At 46.0% G+C, this 24,338-nt stretch carries 24 protein-coding genes; 15 read left to right on the top strand and 9 right to left on the bottom strand.

Annotated elements, in window-relative coordinates:
* The first annotated feature begins 63 nt into the window (after positions 1 to 63).
* The 4 genes from leuB (at position 64) to DYB02_RS02990 (ending at position 4,190) form a co-directional block, all read left to right on the top strand.
* Entirely contained in the window at positions 64 to 1,155 is a 1,092-nt protein-coding gene (gene leuB / locus DYB02_RS03005; RefSeq protein WP_025441259.1) for a 3-isopropylmalate dehydrogenase, read from the top strand.
* A 90-nt stretch (positions 1,156 to 1,245) separates the two neighbouring features.
* Positions 1,246 to 2,661 carry a 3-isopropylmalate dehydratase large subunit gene (leuC, locus tag DYB02_RS03000; protein ID WP_005459505.1) on the top strand — a complete coding sequence of 472 codons (1,416 nt, stop codon included), beginning with the start codon at positions 1,246 to 1,248 and terminating at the stop codon, positions 2,659 to 2,661.
* A gap of 11 nt (positions 2,662 to 2,672) precedes the next feature.
* A complete protein-coding gene (gene leuD, locus DYB02_RS02995) occupies positions 2,673 to 3,275 on the top strand; it encodes a 3-isopropylmalate dehydratase small subunit (protein WP_005489439.1) in 603 nt (200 codons plus the stop codon).
* 132 nt (positions 3,276 to 3,407) lie between these two features.
* Positions 3,408 to 4,190, top strand: a complete 783-nt coding sequence (locus DYB02_RS02990; RefSeq protein ID WP_029805070.1) for a DUF547 domain-containing protein — start codon at positions 3,408 to 3,410, stop codon at positions 4,188 to 4,190.
* 110 nt (positions 4,191 to 4,300) lie between these two features.
* Here DYB02_RS02990 and djlA read toward each other — a convergent pair whose 3' ends face one another.
* Positions 4,301 to 5,155, bottom strand: coding sequence for a co-chaperone DjlA (gene djlA, locus DYB02_RS02985; protein ID WP_005459635.1), 855 nt, complete (start codon positions 5,153 to 5,155; stop codon positions 4,301 to 4,303).
* A gap of 267 nt (positions 5,156 to 5,422) precedes the next feature.
* On the opposite strand from djlA, the gene lptD reads away from it, so the two are divergent.
* The 6 genes from lptD (at position 5,423) to apaH (ending at position 12,176) form a co-directional block, all read left to right on the top strand.
* A complete protein-coding gene (gene lptD, locus DYB02_RS02980; RefSeq protein ID WP_005459627.1) occupies positions 5,423 to 7,768 on the top strand; it encodes an LPS assembly protein LptD in 2,346 nt (781 codons plus the stop codon).
* A gap of 61 nt (positions 7,769 to 7,829) precedes the next feature.
* Entirely contained in the window at positions 7,830 to 9,113 is a 1,284-nt protein-coding gene (gene surA, locus DYB02_RS02975; RefSeq protein WP_029805069.1) for a peptidylprolyl isomerase SurA, read from the top strand.
* Positions 9,103 to 10,101, top strand: a complete 999-nt coding sequence (pdxA, locus tag DYB02_RS02970) for a 4-hydroxythreonine-4-phosphate dehydrogenase PdxA (RefSeq protein ID WP_029805068.1) — start codon at positions 9,103 to 9,105, stop codon at positions 10,099 to 10,101. Before surA ends, pdxA begins: the two co-directional genes overlap by 11 nt.
* Complete coding sequence (gene rsmA / locus DYB02_RS02965) at positions 10,098 to 10,907, top strand: 16S rRNA (adenine(1518)-N(6)/adenine(1519)-N(6))-dimethyltransferase RsmA (protein ID WP_029805067.1); 810 nt, start codon at positions 10,098 to 10,100, stop codon at positions 10,905 to 10,907. Before pdxA ends, rsmA begins: the two co-directional genes overlap by 4 nt.
* Positions 10,908 to 10,972: 65 nt before the next feature.
* On the top strand, positions 10,973 to 11,353 hold the full coding sequence (gene apaG / locus DYB02_RS02960; RefSeq protein ID WP_005459620.1) for a Co2+/Mg2+ efflux facilitator ApaG/CorD: 381 nt from the start codon (positions 10,973 to 10,975) through the stop codon (positions 11,351 to 11,353).
* Between the two features lie 16 nt (positions 11,354 to 11,369).
* Positions 11,370 to 12,176 (top strand): bis(5'-nucleosyl)-tetraphosphatase (symmetrical) ApaH, encoded by an 807-nt coding sequence (apaH, locus tag DYB02_RS02955; RefSeq protein WP_029805065.1) that lies wholly within the window; start codon positions 11,370 to 11,372, stop codon positions 12,174 to 12,176.
* Positions 12,177 to 12,256: 80 nt separating this feature from the next.
* Here the strand turns inward: apaH and folA are convergent, their stop codons facing one another.
* From folA to rplU, 6 genes are all read right to left on the bottom strand, one after another.
* Positions 12,257 to 12,739 carry a type 3 dihydrofolate reductase gene (folA, locus tag DYB02_RS02950; RefSeq protein WP_029805062.1) on the bottom strand — a complete coding sequence of 161 codons (483 nt, stop codon included), beginning with the start codon at positions 12,737 to 12,739 and terminating at the stop codon, positions 12,257 to 12,259.
* Between the two features lie 9 nt (positions 12,740 to 12,748).
* Positions 12,749 to 13,222 carry a threonine/serine exporter family protein gene (locus DYB02_RS02945; protein WP_005459611.1) on the bottom strand — a complete coding sequence of 158 codons (474 nt, stop codon included), beginning with the start codon at positions 13,220 to 13,222 and terminating at the stop codon, positions 12,749 to 12,751.
* Positions 13,222 to 14,022, bottom strand: a complete 801-nt coding sequence (locus tag DYB02_RS02940) for a threonine/serine exporter family protein (protein WP_005459610.1) — start codon at positions 14,020 to 14,022, stop codon at positions 13,222 to 13,224. Before DYB02_RS02940 ends, DYB02_RS02945 begins: the two co-directional genes overlap by 1 nt.
* Positions 14,023 to 14,214: 192 nt before the next feature.
* The gene (gene cgtA / locus DYB02_RS02935; protein ID WP_005489537.1) at positions 14,215 to 15,387 is read right to left on the bottom strand and encodes an Obg family GTPase CgtA; all 1,173 of its coding nucleotides are present in this window, start codon (positions 15,385 to 15,387) and stop codon (positions 14,215 to 14,217) included.
* Between the two features lie 210 nt (positions 15,388 to 15,597).
* Positions 15,598 to 15,855, bottom strand: a complete 258-nt coding sequence (gene rpmA, locus DYB02_RS02930) for a 50S ribosomal protein L27 (RefSeq protein ID WP_005383095.1) — start codon at positions 15,853 to 15,855, stop codon at positions 15,598 to 15,600.
* Positions 15,856 to 15,875: 20 nt separating this feature from the next.
* A complete protein-coding gene (rplU, locus tag DYB02_RS02925; RefSeq protein WP_005383096.1) occupies positions 15,876 to 16,187 on the bottom strand; it encodes a 50S ribosomal protein L21 in 312 nt (103 codons plus the stop codon).
* A gap of 257 nt (positions 16,188 to 16,444) precedes the next feature.
* On the opposite strand from rplU, the gene ispB reads away from it, so the two are divergent.
* Positions 16,445 to 17,416 (top strand): octaprenyl diphosphate synthase, encoded by a 972-nt coding sequence (ispB, locus tag DYB02_RS02920; RefSeq protein WP_005479642.1) that lies wholly within the window; start codon positions 16,445 to 16,447, stop codon positions 17,414 to 17,416.
* A gap of 91 nt (positions 17,417 to 17,507) precedes the next feature.
* Here ispB and DYB02_RS02915 read toward each other — a convergent pair whose 3' ends face one another.
* The gene (locus DYB02_RS02915) at positions 17,508 to 17,699 is read right to left on the bottom strand and encodes a hypothetical protein (RefSeq protein ID WP_005479653.1); all 192 of its coding nucleotides are present in this window, start codon (positions 17,697 to 17,699) and stop codon (positions 17,508 to 17,510) included.
* 113 nt (positions 17,700 to 17,812) lie between these two features.
* Positions 17,813 to 18,748, bottom strand: a complete 936-nt coding sequence (gene mdh / locus DYB02_RS02910) for a malate dehydrogenase (protein WP_005454639.1) — start codon at positions 18,746 to 18,748, stop codon at positions 17,813 to 17,815.
* Between the two features lie 358 nt (positions 18,749 to 19,106).
* Between mdh and argR the strand changes: the two genes are divergently transcribed.
* The 4 genes from argR (at position 19,107) to DYB02_RS02880 (ending at position 24,310) form a co-directional block, all read left to right on the top strand.
* Positions 19,107 to 19,577 carry a transcriptional regulator ArgR gene (gene argR, locus DYB02_RS02905; protein ID WP_005430583.1) on the top strand — a complete coding sequence of 157 codons (471 nt, stop codon included), beginning with the start codon at positions 19,107 to 19,109 and terminating at the stop codon, positions 19,575 to 19,577.
* Positions 19,578 to 19,982: 405 nt separating this feature from the next.
* Entirely contained in the window at positions 19,983 to 20,951 is a 969-nt protein-coding gene (locus DYB02_RS02895; protein ID WP_021454067.1) for a TAXI family TRAP transporter solute-binding subunit, read from the top strand.
* A gap of 297 nt (positions 20,952 to 21,248) precedes the next feature.
* Complete coding sequence (locus tag DYB02_RS02885; protein WP_021487174.1) at positions 21,249 to 23,828, top strand: TRAP transporter permease; 2,580 nt, start codon at positions 21,249 to 21,251, stop codon at positions 23,826 to 23,828.
* Positions 23,829 to 23,872: 44 nt separating this feature from the next.
* A complete protein-coding gene (locus DYB02_RS02880) occupies positions 23,873 to 24,310 on the top strand; it encodes a universal stress protein (protein WP_005454686.1) in 438 nt (145 codons plus the stop codon).
* The last annotated feature ends 28 nt before the right edge of the window (positions 24,311 to 24,338 follow it).

The following is a 24,338-nucleotide window of genomic DNA, read 5'->3' as shown; positions in this document are numbered from 1 at the left end:
TCAGGGACAAATAACACGATTTCAAATAATTAAGCTCAAAAATTAGAAGATTAAAGGAATAACATGACAGACAAATCATACAAAATCGCCGTACTTCCTGGTGACGGCATCGGCCCAGAAGTGATGGCTCAAGCGCATAAAGTTTTGGATGCTATCGAGCAAAAACATGGCATCTCATTTGAGCGCGAAGAACATGATGTTGGTGGTATTGCTATCGATAATCATGGTTGCCCACTTCCAGAAAGTACGGTAACAGCGTGTGAAGAGTCTGACGCGGTTCTATTTGGTTCGGTTGGAGGCCCTAAGTGGGAACATTTGCCACCAAACGACCAGCCAGAGCGCGGTGCATTGCTGCCACTACGTAAGCACTTCCAGCTATTCTGTAACCTTCGTCCAGCGCAAATCCACGCTGGTCTAGAAGCTTTCTCACCGCTACGTGCAGACATCTCAGGTCGCGGCTTTGATATTGTCGTCGTACGCGAATTAACTGGTGGCATCTACTTCGGCCAGCCGAAAGGCCGTGAGGGTGAAGGCGCTAACGAAAAAGCGTTTGATACCGAGGTGTACCACCGCTACGAAATCGAACGTATTGCAAAAATCGCGTTTGAATCTGCTCGTCTACGTCGTAAGAAAGTGTGCTCAATTGACAAAGCAAACGTTCTGCAGAGTTCTATCTTATGGCGTGAAGTTGTGGAAGAGATTGCCAAAGACTACCCAGATGTCGCGTTGTCTCACATGTACATCGACAACGCGACCATGCAGTTAATCAAAGACCCAGCCCAGTTTGACGTCATGTTATGTTCAAACATCTTTGGCGACATCATCTCTGATGAGTGTGCAATGATCACGGGCTCTATGGGCATGTTGCCTTCAGCAAGTCTTAACGAAAGCAAGTTCGGCCTATACGAGCCTGCCGGTGGCAGCGCACCAGATATCGCAGGCAAAAACATTGCTAACCCAGTTGCGCAGATCCTTTCTGCAGCACTGATGCTGCGTTACAGCCTTGGCGAAGAAGCTGCGGCGCAAGATATCGAATCCGCAGTATCTAAAGCACTTTCGGCAGGCGAGCTTACCGCAGACCTAGCAAGCGACAAGCCTGCACTGACGACATCAGAAATGGGTGACAAGATCGCTGAGTACATTTTGAACTCATAAACAGACTGACATTATAAATATAACTGTCGTTTGCCATCACCGCATCGGATCATCCCGTTGCGGTGACAAGGACGACGAGGAAAGGAAGCAATGGGCAAAACACTATACGAAAAAGTCTACGACGCACACGTTGCAGTCGCGGCAGAAGGGGAAACCCCTATTCTTTATATTGATCGTCACTTGGTACACGAAGTGACCTCTCCACAAGCCTTTGATGGCTTGCGTGAAAAAGGTCGTAAAGTTCGTCAGGTTAGCAAAACGTTCGCCACGATGGATCACAACGTTTCGACCACAACCAAAGACATCAACGCCTCTGGCGAGATGGCGCGTATCCAAATGGAAACGCTATCGAAAAACTGCGAAGAGTTCGGTGTTACCCTTTACGACCTAAACCACAAATATCAGGGCATCGTCCATGTTATGGGCCCAGAGCTAGGCATTACTCTACCGGGTATGACCATCGTTTGTGGTGACTCTCATACCGCAACACACGGGGCATTTGGCTCACTGGCTTTCGGTATCGGTACATCAGAAGTTGAACACGTATTAGCGACTCAAACGCTAAAACAAGCACGTGCCAAAACAATGAAAATCGAAGTGAAAGGTAAAGTCGCACCGGGTATTACCGCGAAAGATATCGTTCTAGCGATCATCGGCAAAACAACGGCTGCGGGCGGTACTGGTTATGTGGTTGAATTCTGCGGTGAAGCGATTACTGACCTTTCTATGGAAGGCCGCATGACGGTATGTAACATGGCCATTGAATTGGGCGCAAAAGCAGGCCTAATTGCACCAGATGAAACCACGTTTGAATATATCAAAGGTCGTAAGTTCTCACCGCAAGGCGCAGATTTTGATGCTGCAGTAGAGTACTGGAAGACGTTAAAAACTGACGCAGATGCCGAATTTGATGCCGTAGTAACGCTCAATGCTGCTGACATCAAACCACAAGTAACTTGGGGCACAAACCCAGGTCAGGTCATTGCCGTTGACCAACCGATTCCAGCACCAGAAAGCTTCACTGATCCAATCGAAAAAGCGTCTGCTGAAAAAGCATTGGCTTACATGGGCCTAGAAGCAGGTAAATCATTGTCTGACTACCAAGTAGATAAAGTGTTTGTTGGCTCTTGTACGAACTCTCGCATCGAAGACATGCGCGCTGCCGCCGTCGTGGCGAAAGGCCGTAAGGTCGCATCGCACGTTCAAGCTTTGATTGTCCCGGGCTCAGAACAGGTGAAAGCACAAGCAGAAGCCGAAGGCTTGGATGTCATCTTTAAAGAAGCGGGCTTTGAATGGCGTCTACCAGGTTGTTCAATGTGTTTAGCAATGAACAATGATCGTTTGGGACCTCACGAGCGTTGTGCATCAACATCAAACCGTAACTTTGAAGGCCGTCAGGGCCGTGATGGTCGCACTCACTTGGTTAGCCCTGCAATGGCAGCCGCGGCAGCTATCGCTGGTCACTTTGTTGACATTCGTGAATTAACTTTTGATAAACAGGATTAAGGAGAACAATCATGTCAGGTTTTAAACAACATACTGGTTTGGTTGTGCCTCTAGATGCCGCCAACGTTGACACGGATGCCATCATTCCAAAGCAGTTTTTACAAAAAGTTTCTCGCCTAGGTTTCGGTAAGCATCTTTTCCATGACTGGCGCTTCCTTGATGATGCAGGCGAGCAGCCAAACCCTGAGTTTGTAATGAACGCGCCACGTTACCAAGGCGCTTCTATCCTACTTGCGCGTGAAAACTTCGGCTGTGGCTCATCTCGTGAACACGCACCTTGGGCTTTGGCTGATTACGGCATTAAAGCGATGATCGCACCTAGTTTTGCGGACATTTTCTACGGTAACTCCATCAACAACCAAATGGTTCCGGTTCGTCTGACTGAGCAAGAAGTGGATGAACTGTTCCAATTCGTTGAAGCCAATGAAGGTGCGCAAATTGAAGTGGATCTGGAAGCCCTAAAGGTGCGCGCAAACGGCAAGGAGTATGACTTTGAAATCGACGAGTTCCGTCGTCACTGCCTGCTTAATGGCTTAGATAACATCGGTTTGACGCTTCAGCACGAAGACAAAATCGCTGAGTATGAAGCCAATATCCCAAGCTTCCTGCGTTAAAACGCTTCTTTGAATACACAAATAACAGGCTGACCATTGTCAGCCTGTTTTGTTTTTATGCATAGATTAAAGAAAGAAAACAACAACTAGACGGGTCTACACTAACAATCAAGTCTCACTAAAGGTCTCTCTATGAAGCGTTTCTTATTGCTACTGTGTGCCCTACTCTCCTTTTCCGCTCTCGCCGCACCAAAAGCCGACTTATGGCCTTATTGGCAGCAGTCCAACGAGGTCAACCAAACCTCAATCTCTCATCTGGAGTGGCAACAGTTACTCGACAGCTATCTAGTTACCCGAGGCGACAACACTCTATTTCGTTACAACCAAGTCTCGTTCGCCGATAAAACAAAGTTAAAGCAGTACATTCAACGTCTCGCTAGTTTAAATCCATTGCAATACCGCCAAGCCGAGCAATACGCGTATTGGGTAAATCTGTACAACGCGCTGACGGTTCACCTAATTTTGGATAACTACCCGATAACGTCGATCACCAAGTTAGGCGGGCTGTTTAGCTTTGGCCCATGGGATCAAGATGTCATCATCATTAACGGAAAAAGTCTAACCTTGAATGATATTGAGCACCGAATTTTACGACCAATCTGGCAAGACCCAAGAACGCACTACGCTGTCAATTGTGCAAGCCTAGGCTGCCCGAATCTTCAAACTCAAGCTTTTACCGCTGAGAATACTCAAACCTTGTTAGAGAGTGCCGCAAAGACCTTTATCAACAGCAAAAAAGGCGTCTCTATTGAAGGTGATACGGCAAAAATATCTTCAATTTATGAGTGGTTTGCCGTTGATTTTGGTGGTGAGAAAGAGGTGTTTAACCACATCAGAAAGTACGCGCCACAATACAACCATTTTTCAGGTCGGGTGAAGTACGACTACGATTGGAGCTTGAACCAAGCCGACTGATTTATCCATCCTTGTTCAGCTTGAGATGCTTTTAGCCACCGATAACCCAAAAGCTAAAAAAGGGCACCAAGTGCCCTTTTTACTTTCTAGTTTGCTTGTTAGATTTTGGCTTACTTAAAGCCTTTTACCTTTTTAATTAAATCGTATGCGTTTTGAATTTCTTGCGATTTTTCTTTTGCGACGTTCATCATTTCTGGCGGTAAACCTTTGGCCATCAATTTATCAGGGTGATGCTCATTCATTAACTTACGGTAAGCTCGTTTAACGGTTTTACCGTCCGCCTCTGGTGACACATCCAAAATTTTGTACGCATCGGCCAATTGATCCGCCTGTGAGGCTTGCTGCCAACCTGACGACTGGTATTGGCCTTGTTGCTGACCATGGAAACCACCTTGATGTTGGAAACGGAACGCCGCTTCTTGCATCTGCAGGCGACGCTCTAGTTGTTCAGAGGAGAAACCTAAACCACGAGCAATTTTGTGCAGCACATTACGTTCGCTTGGATGGATAGCTCCATCAGCAAAGGCCGCGGAAATTTGCAGTTCAAGGAAGAATTGCAGCAAATCAAAACGGCCAGCGGTCGAGATTTTTACACGCACCAGCACATCTTCTAATGGGAAATCACTCTCTTTCCCTTCGCGGAACGCATCTTGCGCCGCACGGCGTTGTTCGCCATGCAAATTCATACGATCCATCATGGCAGTCGCAAGTTGGATCTCTTCTTTAGTGACCTGACCTTTGGCTTTTGCCACATGCCCCATTACTGCAAACGCCGCTTTAAAGAATTCTTCCTGACGCTGTGCCTGACTCGGTCCTTTTCCAAAGCCGCCTGTAGAGAACCCAGCTTGACTTAAACGTCGGGCTTTATCGAATTGGTGACCAATAAATAAACCAAACAGCAAACCGAATGGACCACCCAGTAACAAGCCAAAAAAGGCACCCAGAATTTTGCCAAAAATATGCATTATGTGTTCTCTATCAATGAATTTTTATCGACGACGACGGTCTTATAGTGCCGGATGGAACGATTTCCTTTATGATAATGGAATTAGTTTTATTTCGGCTAGGCCATTTCGCCTGCTTATCTTTGCAGCTATTTTTGTCGTCATTATGCCATAGCAAATCAATACGCTGGGACAATTGCGACTATAGTTGATTCATTTGGCTATGACGCTAGGGTACAACAAGCCCTATAGCCATCGAGTAGTAGTGACACAGGAAAGTTCAATTCAATGCAACATTTCTCCCGCACATTTATAGCGGCCTCTATCAGCACCGCCTTGTTTGTACCCACCACTCAAGCTGAAGCGAATATAAATGATAGTGTGCAGGAAATGCCCGCCACAGATCAATGTTTGGTCGAAACAAGTGGCGAGGAGGACGCTCTTAATACCCCAGTAGTGGTAGAAGCGGACAACCTGCAAGCCATTAATGGTGACAAAGCACAATACTCTGGAAACGTCCAAGTAACGCAAGGTCCGAAGAAAATCACCGCAGATAGCGTAACCCTGCACCAACAAGACAACGTGGTGGTGGCAGAAGGCAACGTGACCTTCAATGACGGACAAGTTAAAGCCCGTTCAGATCGTGTTACCAACGACATCAACCAAGATACATTCTCGCTTGAAAACACCGAATACCAATTTCTTTGCCAACAAGGTCGTGGTACTGCTGCTTACATTGCGCGTACAGGTCAGTCTGTCTATGAACTAGAAGATGGCTCAATCACATCATGTCCGGAAGGCGATAATTCATGGCGTTTGGTTGCGTCTGGTATTGACGTAGACCAAGACGAAGAGACCGCCACGCTGCACCACCCTCGTTTTGAGATCATGGATGTGCCCGTGTTTTACGTGCCATACATGACTATGCCTATTGGTAATACGCGTAAAACCGGTTTCCTATTCCCTTCTCTTTCTTACGGTTCTAGTGACGGTATGGAAGTGGAAGTGCCATTTTACTGGAACATCGCACCTCAATACGACATGACACTCACTGCACTCTACATGCAGCAACGTGGCACCAAACTCGACACCGATTTCCGTTACCTAACCGATGGTTGGGGTGAAGGTAAACTGAAAGGCGAATACCTCAACAGCGATAAAAAATATCAAGATGATTCTCGCTGGGGTTACCAAGTTAAGCACGATGGTATTATCAATAAACAGTGGATTGTTAAAGTTGATTACTCACAAGTCAGTGACATTGATTACTTCCTAGATTTGGACTCTGACATCGGTAACCGTGAAGACGGCCAGTTAGTCCAAGAAGGACATGTGCAGTACCGTTCAGATTTCTGGGATGCGTCTTTAACCGTTCGAGATTTCCAAATCCTCTTGAAAGAAGAAAACCGTCCATATCGTTTGCTTCCTCAATTAGATTTGAACTACTACACGCCGTTGTGGGGTGATCACCTTAACTTCGACGTAAAAAGCCAAGTCAGCCGTTTTGACACTAGTGATACCGCTCGACCAAATGCGACTCGCGTTCACATAGAGCCGGGACTAACCATGCCGCTGTCAAACTCTTGGGCCACTTGGACAACGGAAGCGCGCGTACTTTCCACTTACTACTCTCAAGACCTTACTGGCTTGACCGACGTGGACTTGAAAAACCAGCTTGATGAACAAGTTTCTCGTGTTATTCCTGAGTTTCGTACCCATGCTCAGATTTACTTAGAGCGTGACACCAGTTGGATCAAAGGCTACACACAAACGCTAGAACCACAGCTTCAGTACCTTTACGTACCAGAAGAAGATCAAACCAACATCTACAACTACGATACAACGCTGCTGCAAACTGACTACTACGGTCTATTCCGCAGTCGTAAGTACAGTGGTATTGATAAGATCGCATCGGCTAACCAGTTGAGCTACGGTGCAAGTACGCGCTTCTTTGATGATGACTACAAAGAACGTTTGAACGTGTCGTTTGGTCAGATCTACTACTTCGATAAGAAGACGAAAATCAGCAATAGCCCGAACATTCCAGACGAGACAACCAACTACTCTTCATGGGCAGTTGAAGCTGATTTCAACTACAACGACTACCTGTTCTATCACGGTGGCGTTCAGTACGACATCGACTTAAGCTCAATGCAGCTTGCCAACAGTACGTTGGAATATCAGTTTAACGGCGGCTTTATTCAAGGTAACTACCGCTATGTCACTCGCGAATACATCGAAGATACGATCATTCTCGAAAACCTCGACACTATTACTCGTAAAGGTATTTCACAAGCAGGTATCGTAGCGGCATACGAGTTCAACCGTAACTGGTCTGCAAGCGGTCAGTACTACTATGACCTAAATGAAAATACCGATATGGAATGGCTAGCAAGCCTGCGTTACCAATCTGATTGTTGGTACATCGGTTTGACATACTCTAACCAATTACTCGGTTGGGAAAATCAAGCCATCGGCAGTACGGGCTCCTCTCCTGAATACGAAAACAACTTTAGTGTTAACTTCGGTATTCAAGGCTTTGCGACAAATCAAAGCACCGGTACAGCAGTCAAAGAACTGGATGGTTCCGACAACGCGATTAAATACGGTCGCCCATTCTATTTGAACAATTAATCGAATTAAGCGTCTTACTCTAAATAAGACGCTTCTTCAAAAAATACTGACGGAATTTTAAATGAAAATTTGGAAATCAATCTTATTCACGACCCTACTCTCTTGTGGAGCAGTAGCAGCACCGGTAGAGCTTGATAAGGTTGCTGTCATCGTTAACGACGGTGTCATTCTACAAAGCGACATCAATACTGCGATGAAAACCCTACAAGCCAATGCTCGTCAAAGCGGAAAAAGTCTGCCTTCGGCAAGCGTGCTCAAAGAGCAAGTGGTAGAAAAACTGATCATCGATACGCTGCAAGGCCAAGAAGCTGACCGTATTGGTGTACGCATCGACGATAACCGTCTAAACCAAGCCATCGCAGAAATCGCACGCAACAATAACCAAAGCGTGGAAGAACTGGCAGCATCCGTGCAAGCAGAAGGCCTAAGCTACCCAGAGTTCCGCGAGCAAATCCGTAAAGAAATTGCAGCGTCAGAAGCTCGTAATGCGCTAGTTCGTCGCCGAATCAATATCCTTCCAGCAGAAGTTGATAGCCTTGCAGACCAGCTAGCGAAAGAAACCAACGCAACCGTGCAATACAAAATCGGTCATATCCAACTGCGTTTCACCGACGGTCAAGATAAATCAGAAGTAGAAGCACAAGCGAAAGCCCTGGTTAAAAAACTGAACGACGGCGCAGACTTCACCGAAATGGCTTACACCTACTCTAAAGGTCCGAAAGCTCTCCAAGGTGGTGATTGGGGTTGGATGCGTAAAGAAGAAATGCCAACCATCTTTGCTGATCAAATCAAGATGCAGAACAAAGGCAGCATCATTGGTCCATTCCGTAGTGGCGTTGGTTTCCACATCCTAAAAATTGAAGATGTGAAGGGTCTAGAAACCGTTGCGGTGACAGAAGTTAACGCTCGCCATATTCTGATCAAACCAACCGTGATTCTTAGTGATGAAGGCGCTAAAAAGCAGTTAAATGAATTCGTTCGTCGCATCAAAGCTGGCGAAGCGACCTTTGCTCAATTGGCCTCACAATACAGCCAAGACCCAGGCTCTGCGGCTCAAGACGGTGAACTTGATTACCAAACACCAGATCTTTATGTTCCTGAATTTAAACACCAAGTTGAAACACTACCAGTTGGCTCAATCAGTGAACCATTCAAAACGGTTCATGGCTGGCACATTGTTGAAGTGTTAGACCGACGCCAAGTCGACCGCACAGATTCAGCAATGAAGAATAAAGCTTACCGCATTCTGTTCAATCGTAAGTTTAATGAAGAAGCAGGCGCATGGATGCAAGAGCTACGTGCAAGTGCGTTTGTTGAAATCGTGGATGACAACAATGACAACTAATTCAATTCGCAGAATTGTCGTAACCGCAGGGGAACCTGCGGGCATCGGCCCTGACTTAGTGCTGGCTCTATCAAAAGAAGATTGGGCACACCAGATTGTCATCTGCGCAGATAAAAACATGTTGCTGGAACGCGCCAAAATGCTTGGCATTGATGTCCAACTCTTTGATTACAATCCTGAAGAAGCACCTAAGGCGCAAAAAGCGGGCACACTTATCGTTGACCACGTTGAAATTTCGGAAAACGCGATTGCTGGTCAACTTAATGAAGCCAACGGCCACTACGTATTAAAAACACTAGAAAGAGCCGCTTTGGGCTGTATGAATGATGAATTTGATGCTATTGTCACCGGCCCTGTTCACAAGGGGGTGATCAATCGCGCAGGTGTTGCATTCAGTGGTCATACTGAATTCTTTGCCGAGAAATCAAATACACCGTTAGTGGTGATGATGTTGGCAACAGAAGGACTGCGTGTCGCATTGGTTACCACACATATTCCATTGGCGTATGTGTCAAAAGCGGTCACCGAAGAGCGACTAGAGAAGATCATCGATATTCTTCATAAAGACCTCGTAGAAAAATTTGCCATCGCAGAGCCAAACATCTATGTTTGCGGGCTTAATCCTCATGCAGGTGAAGATGGCTGTTTAGGTCGTGAAGAGATCGAAACCATCACTCCGACACTGGAAAAGATTCAAAAAGAAAAAGGTATCAAGCTGATCGGCCCACTGCCGGCAGATACCATTTTTAATGAAAAATATTTAAACGATGCAGATGCTGTTTTAGGCATGTACCACGACCAAGTATTGCCAGTATTAAAATACAAAGGCTTTGGGCGTTCAGTAAACATTACTCTTGGTCTACCTTTTATTAGAACCTCGGTAGATCACGGTACTGCATTAGAACTGGCAGGGACAGGTCAAGCGGATACAGGGAGCTTCCGAACAGCGCTCACGCATGCGATAGAATTGGTAGAGAAGAAACAATGAGAAATGATGTCCATTTAGGACACAAAGCGCGTAAACGTTTTGGTCAAAACTTCCTGAACGATCCATACATTATTGATGGCATCGTATCAGCAATTAACCCAAAGCCAGGTCAGAATCTGGTTGAGATCGGCCCGGGTCTTGGTGCAATCACAGAACCCGTTGGCCGTGAAGTAGATAAGTTCACCGTCATCGAACTGGACCGTGACTTAGCCGAGCGTTTACGTAACCACCCTGATTTGGCAGACAAACTAACGATTCATGAAGGCGACGCAATGCGCTTTGACTTCACTCAGTTAGTGAAGCCAAACAACAAGCTGCGTATCTTCGGTAACTTGCCGTACAACATCTCTACACCTTTGATGTTCCACCTATTTGAATTCCATAAAGACATTCAAGACATGCACTTTATGCTTCAAAAAGAAGTGGTGAATCGCTTGGCAGCAGGCCCGGGTAGTAAAGCTTACGGTCGTCTAACGGTAATGGCGCAGTACTACTGTAAAGTTGTACCTGTACTAGAAGTACCACCAACCGCATTTGTTCCGCCACCGAAAGTAGACTCCGCTGTTGTTCGCCTAGTACCTTATGAAGAGCTACCATGCCCAGCGAAAGATCTACGTTTACTCGATCGAGTTTGTCGTGAAGGCTTTAACCAACGCCGTAAAACCGTGCGTAACTGCTACAAATCTCTGTTGAGCTCAGAAGTTCTGGAAGAGCTAGGTGTAAACCCAAGCATGCGTCCAGAAAACCTAACGCTACAACAATTCGTCGCGATGGCGAACTGGCTAGCGGACAACCCGCAGCACTAATAACTCAAACAATAAGCCAAACCCTTGCCGGTTTGGCTTATTATTAAGTTTATCAAGGAGTGCACATGGACGTCATTCAACCCTGCATCAAGATTCAAGTTCACACCAAATACATCGAAGAGCAATCCAATCCAGAGCTACAACGCTTTGTTTTCGCCTACGTCATTACCATTAAAAACCTCAGCCAGCAGACAGTGCAGCTCATAAGTCGCCGATGGTTGATTACCGATTCCAACGGTAAGCAAATGACGGTAGAGGGAGAAGGTGTTGTTGGGCAGCAGCCGTTTATTCCAAGCAACGATGAATACACTTACAGCAGTGGTACCGCGTTAGAAACGCCTGTTGGTGTCATGCAAGGACACTACAAAATGCTGGATGAAAAAGGCCAGGAATTCATCACTGAAATTGAGCCATTTCGTTTAGCGATTCCGAACGTTTTAAATTAATAAGATTGGAGATTCAGTGGCTACCTATATCGTTGGTGACATCCAAGGCTGTTTTGACGAACTACAGCAGCTACTCAAGCGCGTCAACTTTTCCACTCAACATGACCAACTTTGGCTCGCAGGAGATTTGGTGGCTCGCGGCCCGAAATCACTCGAAACACTGCGCTTCGTAAAGTCACTCGGTGACAGCGCAAAAGTCGTACTCGGCAATCATGACTTACATTTACTGGCAGTATCTTACGGCCTGAAAAAGCGAAAAGACAAAGATAAAACGACCCCTATTTTCCTCGCTAAAGACCGCGAAGAACTGCTCTCTTGGCTAGCTAAACAACCTCTTCTGGCAGAGCACGACGAGTTTGTGATGTGTCATGCGGGTATCTCACCGCAATGGGATTTAGAAACAGCCAGACAATGCGCTCGCGAAGTAGAACATATTATCCAAGGCGAAGAGTTGCCGTGGTTGCTAAAAAACATGTACAGCAACTTACCAGATCTTTGGGATGACTCACTGGAAGGTCTGGATCGCTATCGCTATATCATCAATGCCTTTACAAGAATGCGTTTCTGCTTTTCTGATGGTCGTTTAGATATGGACTGCAAACTGCCTCCGCAAGAAGTCACAGGTGACCAATTGGTACCTTGGTTTGAACTGCCGCACCGCATACCGTTAGAAAAAACAGTGTTATTCGGCCACTGGGCAGCATTGCAGGGCTATATCGATGAAAAAGTCATTGGACTCGATACTGGCTGTGTCTGGGGTGGTTCGCTGACGATGATCCGTTGGGAAGACAAACAAATCTTTACCCAAGACGCTCTCGATTAATCACTAGATCGTTACTCCAAAAACAAAAAGCACCGTGGTTACGGTGCTTTTTTCTATTCTGCTTCGAGAGACTTTTCTAACTATTGCTTTTCTAAAATCGTAAAACGCATGTTGTAAGCGTTTTTCTCATCCGCTTGGTAGGTTTCAGAATATGTCTCTTTGAACTCATTACCCCAGTCTGGGAACTGGGTGTCACCTTCAACTACAGCATCAATATGTGTGACGTACAGTTTATTTGCCATCGCTAAACAAGAAGCATAGATAGCACCGCCACCAATGATCATTACTTCTTCAACATTACCTGCAGCCTCTAACGCTTTTTCAACTGAAGTCACCGTTGTAACGCCTTCAATACTCAATGATTCATCTCGGCTAATGACAATATTCAAACGTCCTGGCAAAGGGCGACCAATTGAATCGTAAGTCTTTCTTCCCATAACGACGGGCTTCCCCATCGTACAACGTTTAAACCAAGCAAAATCCGCAGGAAGATGCCAAGGCATTTGATTATCTTTGCCAATAACGCGCTTGTCTGCCATCGCGGCAATCATACTAATGATCATGTCGGGTCCTTATACTATCGGTCTGCGGCGGTAGAATAACAGCCCAGGAACTGCGAGGCCAACTGCTAAACCAGCAATAATAAACATGGCTTTAAGAAAGTTCTCCATGCAGGTCGCAATTAACTCTGGCGAGTAACCCAAATGGTTGATCTCCACCATCGCAATCATCGCTTTGTAAGCAAAAACGCCCGGCACCATAGGTATCAATGCAGCGACAGTAAACACTTTTGGATGAGCCAAAAAGCGGTGAGACCAATGAACCCCTATCATGCCAACCAAGGTGGCAGCGAAGAAGGTCGCCCACTCAATCGGTACTCCAAACTGCATCATCAAGTAACGGCTTCCGTGACCAATCGCACCACCTACCGCGCAATAGATCAAAGCTCGCTGTGGCACATTAAACACCAACGCAAAGCCGACTGCAGGGATGGCTGCAAAAAACATGTCATTGAGCAAACCGAGCGTTAAATCAAAAATATTCATTAAATTGCCCACCCCCAAATACCAGTTACACTCATTGCCGCCACAATGCCCAAACACGTTGCTAACGTCAGCAAACTGGCCATTACAAACCGAGCAATACCCATGTTAATGTGACCTTTTAGCATGTCTGCTACCGAATTAATCAGTGGAAAACCAGGCACCAACATCAATACCGACGATGCCATCGCTACGGTTGGTAAATTACCAATTTGATAAATTTCAGCTTGAGCAGAAATCAACGTGGTTACAAATGCGGTAGCAGCAAAGTTAAGTAATGGATTGAAGTGACGATGGCCAATCTCTTGGCGCACGATCATGCCACCAGCCGAGGCCAAGAAGGTCATAATAAATACGCCCCAATCGCCACCCGCTAAATGGCTGAATGCCGCGCATGATAAGCCAATCATAAGCACCACTAGCCAGCGGTTGTACCGTTCTGGGCTGATGGTATTCAGTTTTTTCTGCGCCATGGCAGCATCGAGTAACCCGCGCTCCATCATGATACAGATACGTTGAATTTGCGTAATAACGCGCATGTTGATGCCACGATCGGCACAGCTTCGAGTAGTGGTGATGCAATGTCCATCCATTACGGTCGTGACAACCAAGGCATTGGCTGAGAGGGCTACAGCCACTTCATGCACGCCACAAGCTAAGCCAATACGACGCATGATATCGCACACAAGCGTACTTTCTGCGCCATGGGCCAACAGCATTTGTCCGGCTTGAGCGACAAGTCGAGAAATGGAGCGTTGGTTAGATACCGTCAACTCTCCAGACGGTATGGTTTCTAGATTCATAGATAGGTCTAAGTCCTTTTAGGGTGTTGCTTACTCTCACGTGAAGGAGGTCAAACAGTCCCGAATTATCACGCGAAGCCACTATTGTGCCGCAAATCACATCATCTAAATATGATTTAGATACAAAAAAAGCCGCAATAGATTTTGCGGCTTTATTAAATTTTCTAGCAAGACATCGCTTGGAGAGAACAATTAGTCACGAACGTAGACAACGTGACCGTCATCTTCTTCGTCATCCCAATCATCCCAGTCATCGTCATCTTCAGTAACAACGTCTTTTCCTGCCATTGCATCTTTATGGTAATCATCCCACATGAAGTTAACTTTATCTTCTTCAGCCACTTCTTCCTCTTCGCGAGGTAGGTTTTCCATAAAGTCAGCAAGTTTGTAGCAAAGCTCTTTTGTGCCAGAACGGTTGATCGCAGAGATCTTGAAGTACTCGTCTTCCCAACCTAGCGCATCCAAGATCTCTTGGATCTTTTCATTCGCTTCTTCTTCAGGCATCAGATCAACTTTGTTGAACACCAACCAGCGAGGTTTGCTTGCCAGTTTTTCACTGTATTGCTCTAGCTCATCAATGATGGTTAGTGCATTTTGTACAGGATCAGACTGATCAATCGGCATGATATCAATCATGTGCAGCAACACTCGGCAACGTTCTAGGTGTTTCAAGAAACGAATACCTAAACCCGCACCATCAGCAGCCCCTTCGATAAGCCCCGGGATGTCAGCAACCACAAAGCTCTTTTCAGGAACAACACTCACCACACCCAAGCTTGGGATTAACGTGGTAAACGGGTAGTCTGCTACTTTTGGTTTTGCCGCTGATACCGCGCGAATAAACGTCGATTTACCTGCGTTTGGCAAGCCAAGCATACCAACGTCCGCCAACAGCAGTAGCTCAAGACGGATTTCACGAATTTCACCTTTTGTACCTAGCGTTCTTTGACGAGGCGCTCGGTTTACTGAAGATTTGAAACGCGTGTTACCAAGACCGTGCCAGCCGCCTTTCGCGACCATCACTTTCTTACCGTGCTCAGCAACTTCTGCCACAATTTCGTTAGTGTGGATATCTACTGCGCGAGTACCCACTGGTACGCGAAGAACGATGTCTTTACCACGTTTACCAGTACAGTTACCACCGCGACCGTTTTCACCACGCTCCGCTTCGTAGAAGCGTTGGAAACGGTAATCAATTAGGGTATTTAGGTTTTCATCAGCTTGGATGTAAACATCACCGCCGTCACCACCATCACCGCCGTCAGGGCCACCTTTAGTGATGAATTTTTCACGCCAGAAACTGACAACGCCGCTACCGCCATCACCAGCCTGAACTTTTACTACCGCTTCATCTACGAACTTCATCTTTTACTCCGACTACTTCGTGCGTGGATTAAATCTACTGTGTCATCCGACAATTTTAGCAGATGACAGATCTAAGCTCCCAGATTCAAATCGCCTCGGATTCTAACGAGAAACTTCGATATGTCGACTGCCATAAATAAAAAACCCCGCCGATTCGGCAGGGCTTTTGAATTCAGCTTAAAGCTATTAAGTAACTTGGTAAAAACCTAATTACTCAGCTTCGATGCTTACAAACTTACGGTTCTTAGGACCTTTCACTTCGAACTTCACTTTGCCTTCAGTAAGAGCGAATAGAGTGTGGTCTTTACCGATACCTACGTTGTTACCAGCGTGGAACTTAGTACCACGTTGACGAACGATGATGTTACCTGCAAGTACAGATTCACCACCGAAACGCTTAACACCTAGACGTTTGCTTTCTGAATCGCGGCCGTTACGAGTAGAACCACCAGCTTTTTTGTGTGCCATTGTTAAACTCTCCTAATAGATTAAGCGTTGATACCAGTGATCTTCACTTCAGTGAACCACTGACGGTGACCCTGTTGCTTACGAGAGTGCTTACGACGACGGAACTTAACGATTTTAACTTTATCGCCACGACCGTGTTGTACAACTTCAGCAACAATTTTGCCGCCCTCTACAAGAGGAGCACCAACTTTGATGTCTTCGCCGTTAGCAACAAGAAGAACTTTATCAAATTCTACAGTTGCACCAGTTTCAACGTCTAATTTCTCTAAACGAAGAGTTTGACCTTCGCTTACACGGTGTTGTTTACCACCAGATTGGAAAACAGCGTACATATTTTACTCCGCTTTTTCCGCACAGCCTTTTCATGAGGGTGTGCGCTAAACTAATCATCAATAGGGCGCAGATTCTACAGAAGAGATGCCCCTATGACAAGCCATATTTTGAAAAAATTGGCGAAAAGCTAATCGCCAAAGAAAAGTGCGGCAATCATGCCCTTTAGTAATGTATTAATCAACGTTTTTTAGTGTATTATTCGACAATTATATAAATCGAATAAGCCTTGCAGGGTCTAACTTCAGCCGGATATACGATGGATTTTAAAACTATCCAAGCGCTTACTGCCGATGACATGGCAAAAGTGAATGAAACAATTCAAGCACAACTAAATTCTGATGTCTCTTTAATCAACCAGCTCGGTTTCTATATCGTGAGTGGTGGAGGCAAACGTCTACGACCGTTACTGGCAATATTGTCAGCACGTGCATTGGGGTACCAAGGCACTGGCCATACGATGGCAGCGGCGTTTATCGAGTTCATCCATACAGCGACTTTGCTGCACGATGATGTCGTGGACGAATCAGACATGCGCCGTGGAAAAGCGACAGCGAATGCTGCGTTTGGTAATGCCGCGAGCGTACTTGTTGGGGACTTTATTTACACTCGCTCATTTCAGATGATGACTGAGCTAGGATCCATGAAGATCCTTCAACTAATGAGTAATGCAGTAAATGTGATCGCCGAAGGTGAAGTTCAACAGTTGATGAACTGTAACGATCCTGACACGACCGAAGAAAGCTACATGCAAGTCATCTACTCAAAGACTGCACGCTTGTTCGAGTCTGCAACGCAAATTGGCGCAATCTTAAATGATGCTCCAGAACACGTTGAATTGGCTCTGCAGAATTATGGTAAATACCTAGGCACTGCATTCCAGCTTATTGATGATGTGATGGACTACACATCCGATGGCGAAGACATGGGCAAAAACGTTGGTGATGATTTGGCTGAAGGAAAACCGACTCTGCCTCTGTTGCATGCAATGCGTAATACGACGCCAGAAAATGCGCTGATGATTCGCGAAGCGATTGAAAAAGCCAATGGCATGGAACGCTTAGATGAAATCCTAGCCGTTATGAAAGAGGCCGGTTCGTTAGAATACACTACGCAGAAAGCGTTAGAAGAAGCAGATAAGGCGATCGCTGAACTGGAAGTACTACCAGAATCAGAATACAAAGAAGCGCTTATCACGCTGGCTCATGTTGCGGTAAAACGCACTCGCTAGTACCACCAGACCCTTTAGCAAGAAAAACAAAAGGAAGAGCATTTCGCTCTTCCTTTTTCGTCTCAGCTCTAGACAATTTCAACGACTCTGACTAATAGTATCGTTCGCTTCCACCATGCAGCTGTGGATCGTCTTCTATCTCATCAAAACTCACTGCTATCTGTTGATCTGAGCCTTGCTTGGATAACAAAACGGTCTCTGCTTCACGGTCGACAACCAAAATCGTACCGACGCCTTCTTGGCACTCAACAACCATGCCTTTACGGATTCGACTTGCTTCCATCATCTTCTCCTTAACAATGTTGTTTTGGTTCGCTTGTGATACGTAATTCAGAGCAAAAAGATCAAAAAAGCCGATCCTAAGATCGGCTTTCTTCTTAATTCGCGTTATAGAGATTATTTAGCGAATTCAACACCAATGTTGATGTCGCCATTTAACGTTTCTAGCATTCCATCTAGTGCCGCTTTTTCGAAGTCGCTCAATTCGCCGTAGCTTAGTACTTCTTCTACGCCTTCTTTGCCCAGCTTCACAGGTTGTGCAAAGTAAGGTGCGTGCTCGCTGTCACCTTCAACATAAGCACACTCAACAACGCCTTCTTCACCTTGAAGAGCTCGTACAAGTGCTAGACCGAAACGACAAGCCGCTTGGCCCATAGAAAGTGTCGCACTACCGCCACCCGCTTTTGCTTCAACAACTTCTGTGCCCGCGTTTTGAATACGCTTAGTCAGAGCTTCTACTTCTTCAGCTGTAAACTCCACACCTTCTACTTGAGAAAGAAGAGGAAGAATTGTCACGCCAGAGTGACCACCGATAACTGGTACACGGATATCGCTAGGATCTTTGCCTTTTAGCTCAGCAACAAACGTTTCTGAACGGATCACGTCTAGTGTGGTAATACCGAATAGGCGACGCTTGTCGTAAACACCCGCTTTCTTCAGAACTTCTGCAGCGATTGGCACTGTTGTGTTCACTGGGTTAGTGATGATACCTACACATGCTTTAGGACAAACAACCGCAATCTTTTCAGCAAGTGATTTCACAATACCAGCGTTTACATTGAACAGATCCGCACGATCCATGCCCGGCTTACGAGCAACACCCGCAGAGATAAGAACTACATCTGCACCTTCTAGCGCAGGAGTTGGATCTTCACCAGCGTAACCTTTGATCGATACTGGTGTTGGGATGTGGCTAAGATCTGCTGCTACGCCAGGCGTAACTGGAGCAATATCGTATAGGGCTAAATCAGAACCAGCAGGAAGACGGTTCTTAAGCAGAAGGGCAAGGGCTTGACCGATGCCACCAGCGGCACCAATAACGGCTACTTTCATGTAGTTCTCCTTGAGAGTATTTCTCTTATAAACGTATTCGTAGGGTAGTTTGTAACCAACTGAAATAAGCTATCGGAATCACAACTTGATTACAATCAATTAACGCCAGCTTTGCGACCTCGCGCAACTCGCTGTTGTCGTGCTACAAATGAAGGTTGGATTATTCTTTTATTCTGTTGAAATGACAAGAAATTCAACAGGACAAAACGAGACTGGTTGAATAATATTAAAGAATCCTGTTCTGTTTATGGTTTACAGTGATGCAACTAACAGAATGCCGGGACTTTTTGGCACTGCATGAATATATATGCGAGAATATGCAAAATTGCTGACACGTACTAAGAGAATCATAATGACTATGCGCAATTCAGAGAAACAAGATAACCTAGTCCGCGCCTTTAAAGCCCTGCTAAAAGAAGAGAGCTTTGGCTCACAGGGTGAAATTGTTGACGCACTCAAGCAGCAAGGCTTTGAAAGCATTAACCAATCTAAAGTTTCACGTATGCTGACCAAGTTTGGTGCTGTTCGTACTCGTAACGCAAAAATGGAAATGGTGTACTGCCTACCGGCTGAGCTGGGCGTACCAACAGTAAGCAGCTCTCTACGTGAACTGGTTTTAGACATCGATCACAATGCGGCATTGGTTGTCATTCACACAGGTCCTGGCGCAGCACAGCTTATTGCTCGCCTACTCGACTCGTTAGGTAAATCCGAGGGTATTCTTGGCGTAGTAGCGGGTGACGATACCATTTTTATTACCCCTACAATGCCAGTATCAACTGAACAATTGTTCAAGTCTGTATGTGAGCTATTCGAGTACACAGGCTGAGACCGACGAACATTGGTTTAAGTAACTCTTTGTGGGCTATGAAAGAAGTACTATTTTGTAGCCCATTATTTATGTAAACAAATTGCTTCATGTGACTACTTTTCACTCACCACTTTTGTGATTAATATCACGCAATTGATCTTTTTCACCATCTTGCCTTATTCATACCTAACTAACTGTTATAAAAAGAATTAAATCAAAGATCAATCACCATACCCTGTCGCAAGCTTTAGACTTATTCGCTATAACATTTAACATTCGGATAATTTTCTGCCAATTTTTTGTTATGATTTGTTCGCTTTTTCAAACAATTGGATTGGAAAAGATGCCGTTTCCAAATAGGAAACTCCAGAAGTGATTTATGGTTATTTCCGGGTAAATAATGAATATAAGGAAGGGAAATTCATGGCATTTAACAAACTTCTCAAAGTAGGCGCTATCGCTGCAGCTGTAATGGGCGCAGGCGCAGTTAACGCTCAAGAGTTTATTACTATCGGTACTGGCTCTGTAACTGGTGTTTACTACCCTACTGGTGGTGCTATCTGTAAGTTGGTAAATAAAGGTCGTAAAGACCACAACATCCGTTGTTCAGTAGAATCAACTGGTGGCTCAATTTACAACGTTAACACTATCCGTGCAGGCGAATTAGATTTTGGTATCGTGCAATCGGATTGGCAGTACCACGGCTACAACGGTACGAGCAAGTTTGCGGAACAAGGCCCGTACAAAAAACTGCGTGCAATGTTCTCTCTTCATACTGAACCTTTCAACATCATCGCACGTGCTGACTCTGGCATCGAAAACGTTCAAGACCTAGCTGGTAAGCGTGTCAACATCGGTAACCCAGGTTCTGGTGACCGCGCGACAATGGGTGTAGTAATGGATGCAATGGGCTGGACAAATGACAGCTTCAAACTTGCTTCAGAGCTAAAAGGCTCAGAGCGTTCTCAAGCCCTTTGTGACAACAAAATTGATGCGTTCATCTACATGGTTGGCCATCCAAACGGTTCAATCAAAGAAGCAACAACATCATGTGATGCGAAGCTAGTGCCTGCAACTGGTCCTAAGATCGACAAGATCGTCGCAGATAACCCGTACTACGCATTCAGCACAGTGCCGGCTGGTATGTACCGTGGTACAGATAAAGACGTGAAGAGCTTTGGTGTTGCGGCAACAATGGTAACAACATCTGATGTTTCTGATGAAGTTGCATACAACGTTGCTAAAGCCGTGTTCGAGAACTTCGACACCTTCAAACGTCTGCATCCAGCTTTTGCTAACCTGAAAAAAGAAGACATGGTGAAAGCAGGTATTTCTATCCCTCTTCACCCTGGTGCAGAAAAATACTACAAAGAAGTGGGTCTAATTAAGTAAGCACTCACTTATTTCAATCTCAGGCAGAAAAAGATGGTTTTCTGCCTGATTGAGTATGCTGGTTGTAGCACATTGAACCAGCATGCTTTGTTCATTTGCCAGTTTTTCTTAGAACTGCGCACTCAATACCCAAGAAGACACTTTAACGCCGCCAACAAAGCACTAGGTACTCTTGCTTTGTGATTCGGCAGCGGAATACTCGAAAGCAAACTTCGCTCCATTCACTACACTGATAAAGGCGAAGTGTGGTTCTCGATAGAAGAACGGACAGGACCATCAATAATAAGGAAAAAGTACATGGCGACGAATAAGACTCCGTCTCAAGATGTGCAAGAAATGGTGGCTCAAGCAGACACGGGCGCACGTAACCCTTCGGGAGTGCAAGGACGAATCCTTTGGTTAGTCCCTCTGTGTTGGTCACTATTTCAATTATGGTACGCCTCCCCGCTACCATTTATTTTCAATTTTGGCGTACTGAATGACACTGAAGCGCGAGCGATTCACCTCACTTTCGCGATATTTTTGGCCTTCACTGCTTATCCGGCAATGAAGAACTCTCCGCGTGATCACATTCCTCTTGTGGATTGGATTCTCGCGTTAGCGGGTAGCTTTTCGGCTGCCTATATCTACCTTTTCTACACCGAACTCGCAGGACGTTCCGGCGCGCCCACCACTGCCGATATTGTGGTTGCGGTCGTTGGCATGATATTGCTACTTGAAGCGACTCGTCGTGCATTAGGGCCTCCGCTAATGGTTGTGGCCGCCGTGTTCCTGACTTACACGTTTGCAGGCCCATACATGCCAGATGTCATAGCCCACAAAGGCGCAAGCTTAGGTAAAGCGATGTCGCATCTGTGGCTAACCACCGAAGGGGTATTTGGTGTTGCGTTAGGTGTATCCACTTCTTTCGTATTCTTGTTTGTACTGTTTGGCGCGATGCTAGAGCGTGCGGGTGCGGGTGCTTACTTCATTAAAGTCGCATTTTCTCTACTTGGTCATATGAAAGGCGGCCCAGCTAAAGCCGCAGTTGTCGCATCTGGTCTATCGGGTCTGGTTTCAGGATCATCGATCGCAAACGTCGTAACCACGGGTACTTTTACCATTCCATTGATGAAACGAGTCGGCTTCCCGGGCACAAAAGCGGGTGCCGTTGAAGTAGCAGCGTCAACCAATGGTCAGCTAACCCCGCCAATCATGGGCGCGGCAGCATTTTTGATGGTGGAATACGTTGGGATTTCTTACGTAGAGGTTATCAAAGCGGCATTACTTCCAGCGCTGATTTCCTACATCGCGTTGATTTACATCGTTCACCTTGAAGCATGTAAAGCGGGCATGACTGGCTTACCTCGTCGTCATAATCCAACGTTACTGCAAAGCCTACTTTCATTCACGGCTACCATTTTAGGTCTGTGTGTAATCAGCGCTTTAGTGTACTACGGTGTAGGTTGGACGAAAGATGTCTTTGGCGACGCAGCGACTACGATAGTAACGATCGCGCTACTCATCGCCTACGTCGGCCTCGTAAAAATTTCTGCGAACCACATGAAAGATGGCGCAATTGAGATTGATGCGGAGCTGACTGAAGTGCCAGATCCGGGTCCTACAGTGAAGTCTGGCTTACACTACCTGCTACCTATCGTGGTACTGGTTTGGTGTTTAACAGTAGAGCGCTTCTCACCTGGCTTATCAGCATTTTGGGCGACCGTCTTTATGGTCTTCATTTTGCTAACACAACGCCCTCTGATGGCGTTACTTGCGAAAGAAGGCGACCTAGTACAACAAACCAAAGAGGGTTTTGTCGATCTCGCTGAAAGCTTGGTGGCTGGTGCTCGCAACATGATCGGTATCGGTGTCGCAACTGCGGCGGCAGGTACGGTTGTTGGCGTTGTGACGCTAACTGGTATCGGCTTGGTGATGACGGACTTTGTTGAGTTTATCTCTGGCGGTAGTGTCATCCTAATGCTGCTGTTTACTGCGGTTATCAGTCTGATTCTCGGTATGGGTCTGCCTACCACAGCAAACTACATTGTAGTATCAACGCTAATGGCGCCAGTCATCGTAACGCTCGGCGCAGCGCACGGTCTTATCATTCCACTGATTGCGGTGCACTTGTTCGTGTTCTATTTCGGTATTCTCGCCGATGATACACCACCGGTCGGTCTGGCTGCCTTTGCCGCTGCAGCAATCGCGAAGTCCGATCCAATTCGCACCGGTATCCAAGGCTTTACCTACGATATTAGAACCGCCATTCTGCCATTCATGTTTGTTTTCAATACCCAATTATTGTTGATGGGTATCGATTCTTGGTGGCATTTAGCACTCACGGTAATCTCTTCCATCATTGCGATGCTGATCTTCTCTGCCGCTACGCAGGGATGGTGGCTGACTCGTAACAAGTGGTGGGAAACCGTCCTATTATTAGTATTAACTTTCTCATTCTTCCGACCTGGTTTTTGGTGGGACATGTTATACCCAGCGAAAGTTCTTTCTCCTGGGGTTGAGATAGCTCAAATCACGGAAAACCTAAATGTAGGAGAATCCATTGAGTTACGTGTTGCCGGACAAAACCTCGAAGGCGAATACGTCGAGAAAACGGTACGTCTGCCATTCGAAGACAGAGCAACGACGGCTGAAGAGCGTATCTCTTCAATGGGTCTGATGCTGACTGAGAACGACGGCAAAATGGTCGTCGACATGGTTGAATTTGGTAGCCCTGCGGAGTCATCTGGTATCGACTTTGATTGGGAAATCAAATGGGTCGTTCAAGACGCGGATCGTCCAATGAAAGAATGGGTATTTGTACCTTGCTTGATTCTTCTGCTGGTACTTGCCATGAACCAAAAACGTCGTGCTCGCAAGGAACAACTGAGCGCATAACCGATTTGGCCCCGCGGATCTGGGGCCTTAGTGAGAGACATTGAATGTATAAACAAATTCTTGTTCCGGTTGATCTAAATGACCAAGGCTTCTCAGACCGAGCGGTTGAACTGGCGGTGTGGCAAGCAAAACAAGCAAACGCAGAAATCCACCTGCTCACTGTTTTGCCAGGTATTCACATGTCGATGGTCGCCACTTACTTCCCAAAAGACGCAGCGGCGAAAATGAAGCAAGATGTGAAGCAGCAGCTAAAAGCATTTGCCAGCGAGCACATTGATGATGAAGTGATTTACAAAGTGCACGTTGCCGAAGGCAAAGCTTACGCAACAATTCTTGATTACGCCGAGCGTTTGGGCGCAGACCTTATTATCATGCCAAGTCACAAGCGTTCGAAAATTAACAAAGTGATGCTTGGTTCGGTTGCAAGTAAAGTTGTGGAGTATTCTCCAATCAACGTGATGGTAGTGAAGCCGCAAGGTTAAGCTTACGGCCACTCAAGAAAAGAAAAAA

It is taken from the genome of Vibrio parahaemolyticus, from assembly GCF_900460535.1.
GTDB lineage: Bacteria > Pseudomonadota > Gammaproteobacteria > Enterobacterales > Vibrionaceae > Vibrio > Vibrio parahaemolyticus.
This window is presented reverse-complemented; position numbering and strand designations above follow the sequence as displayed.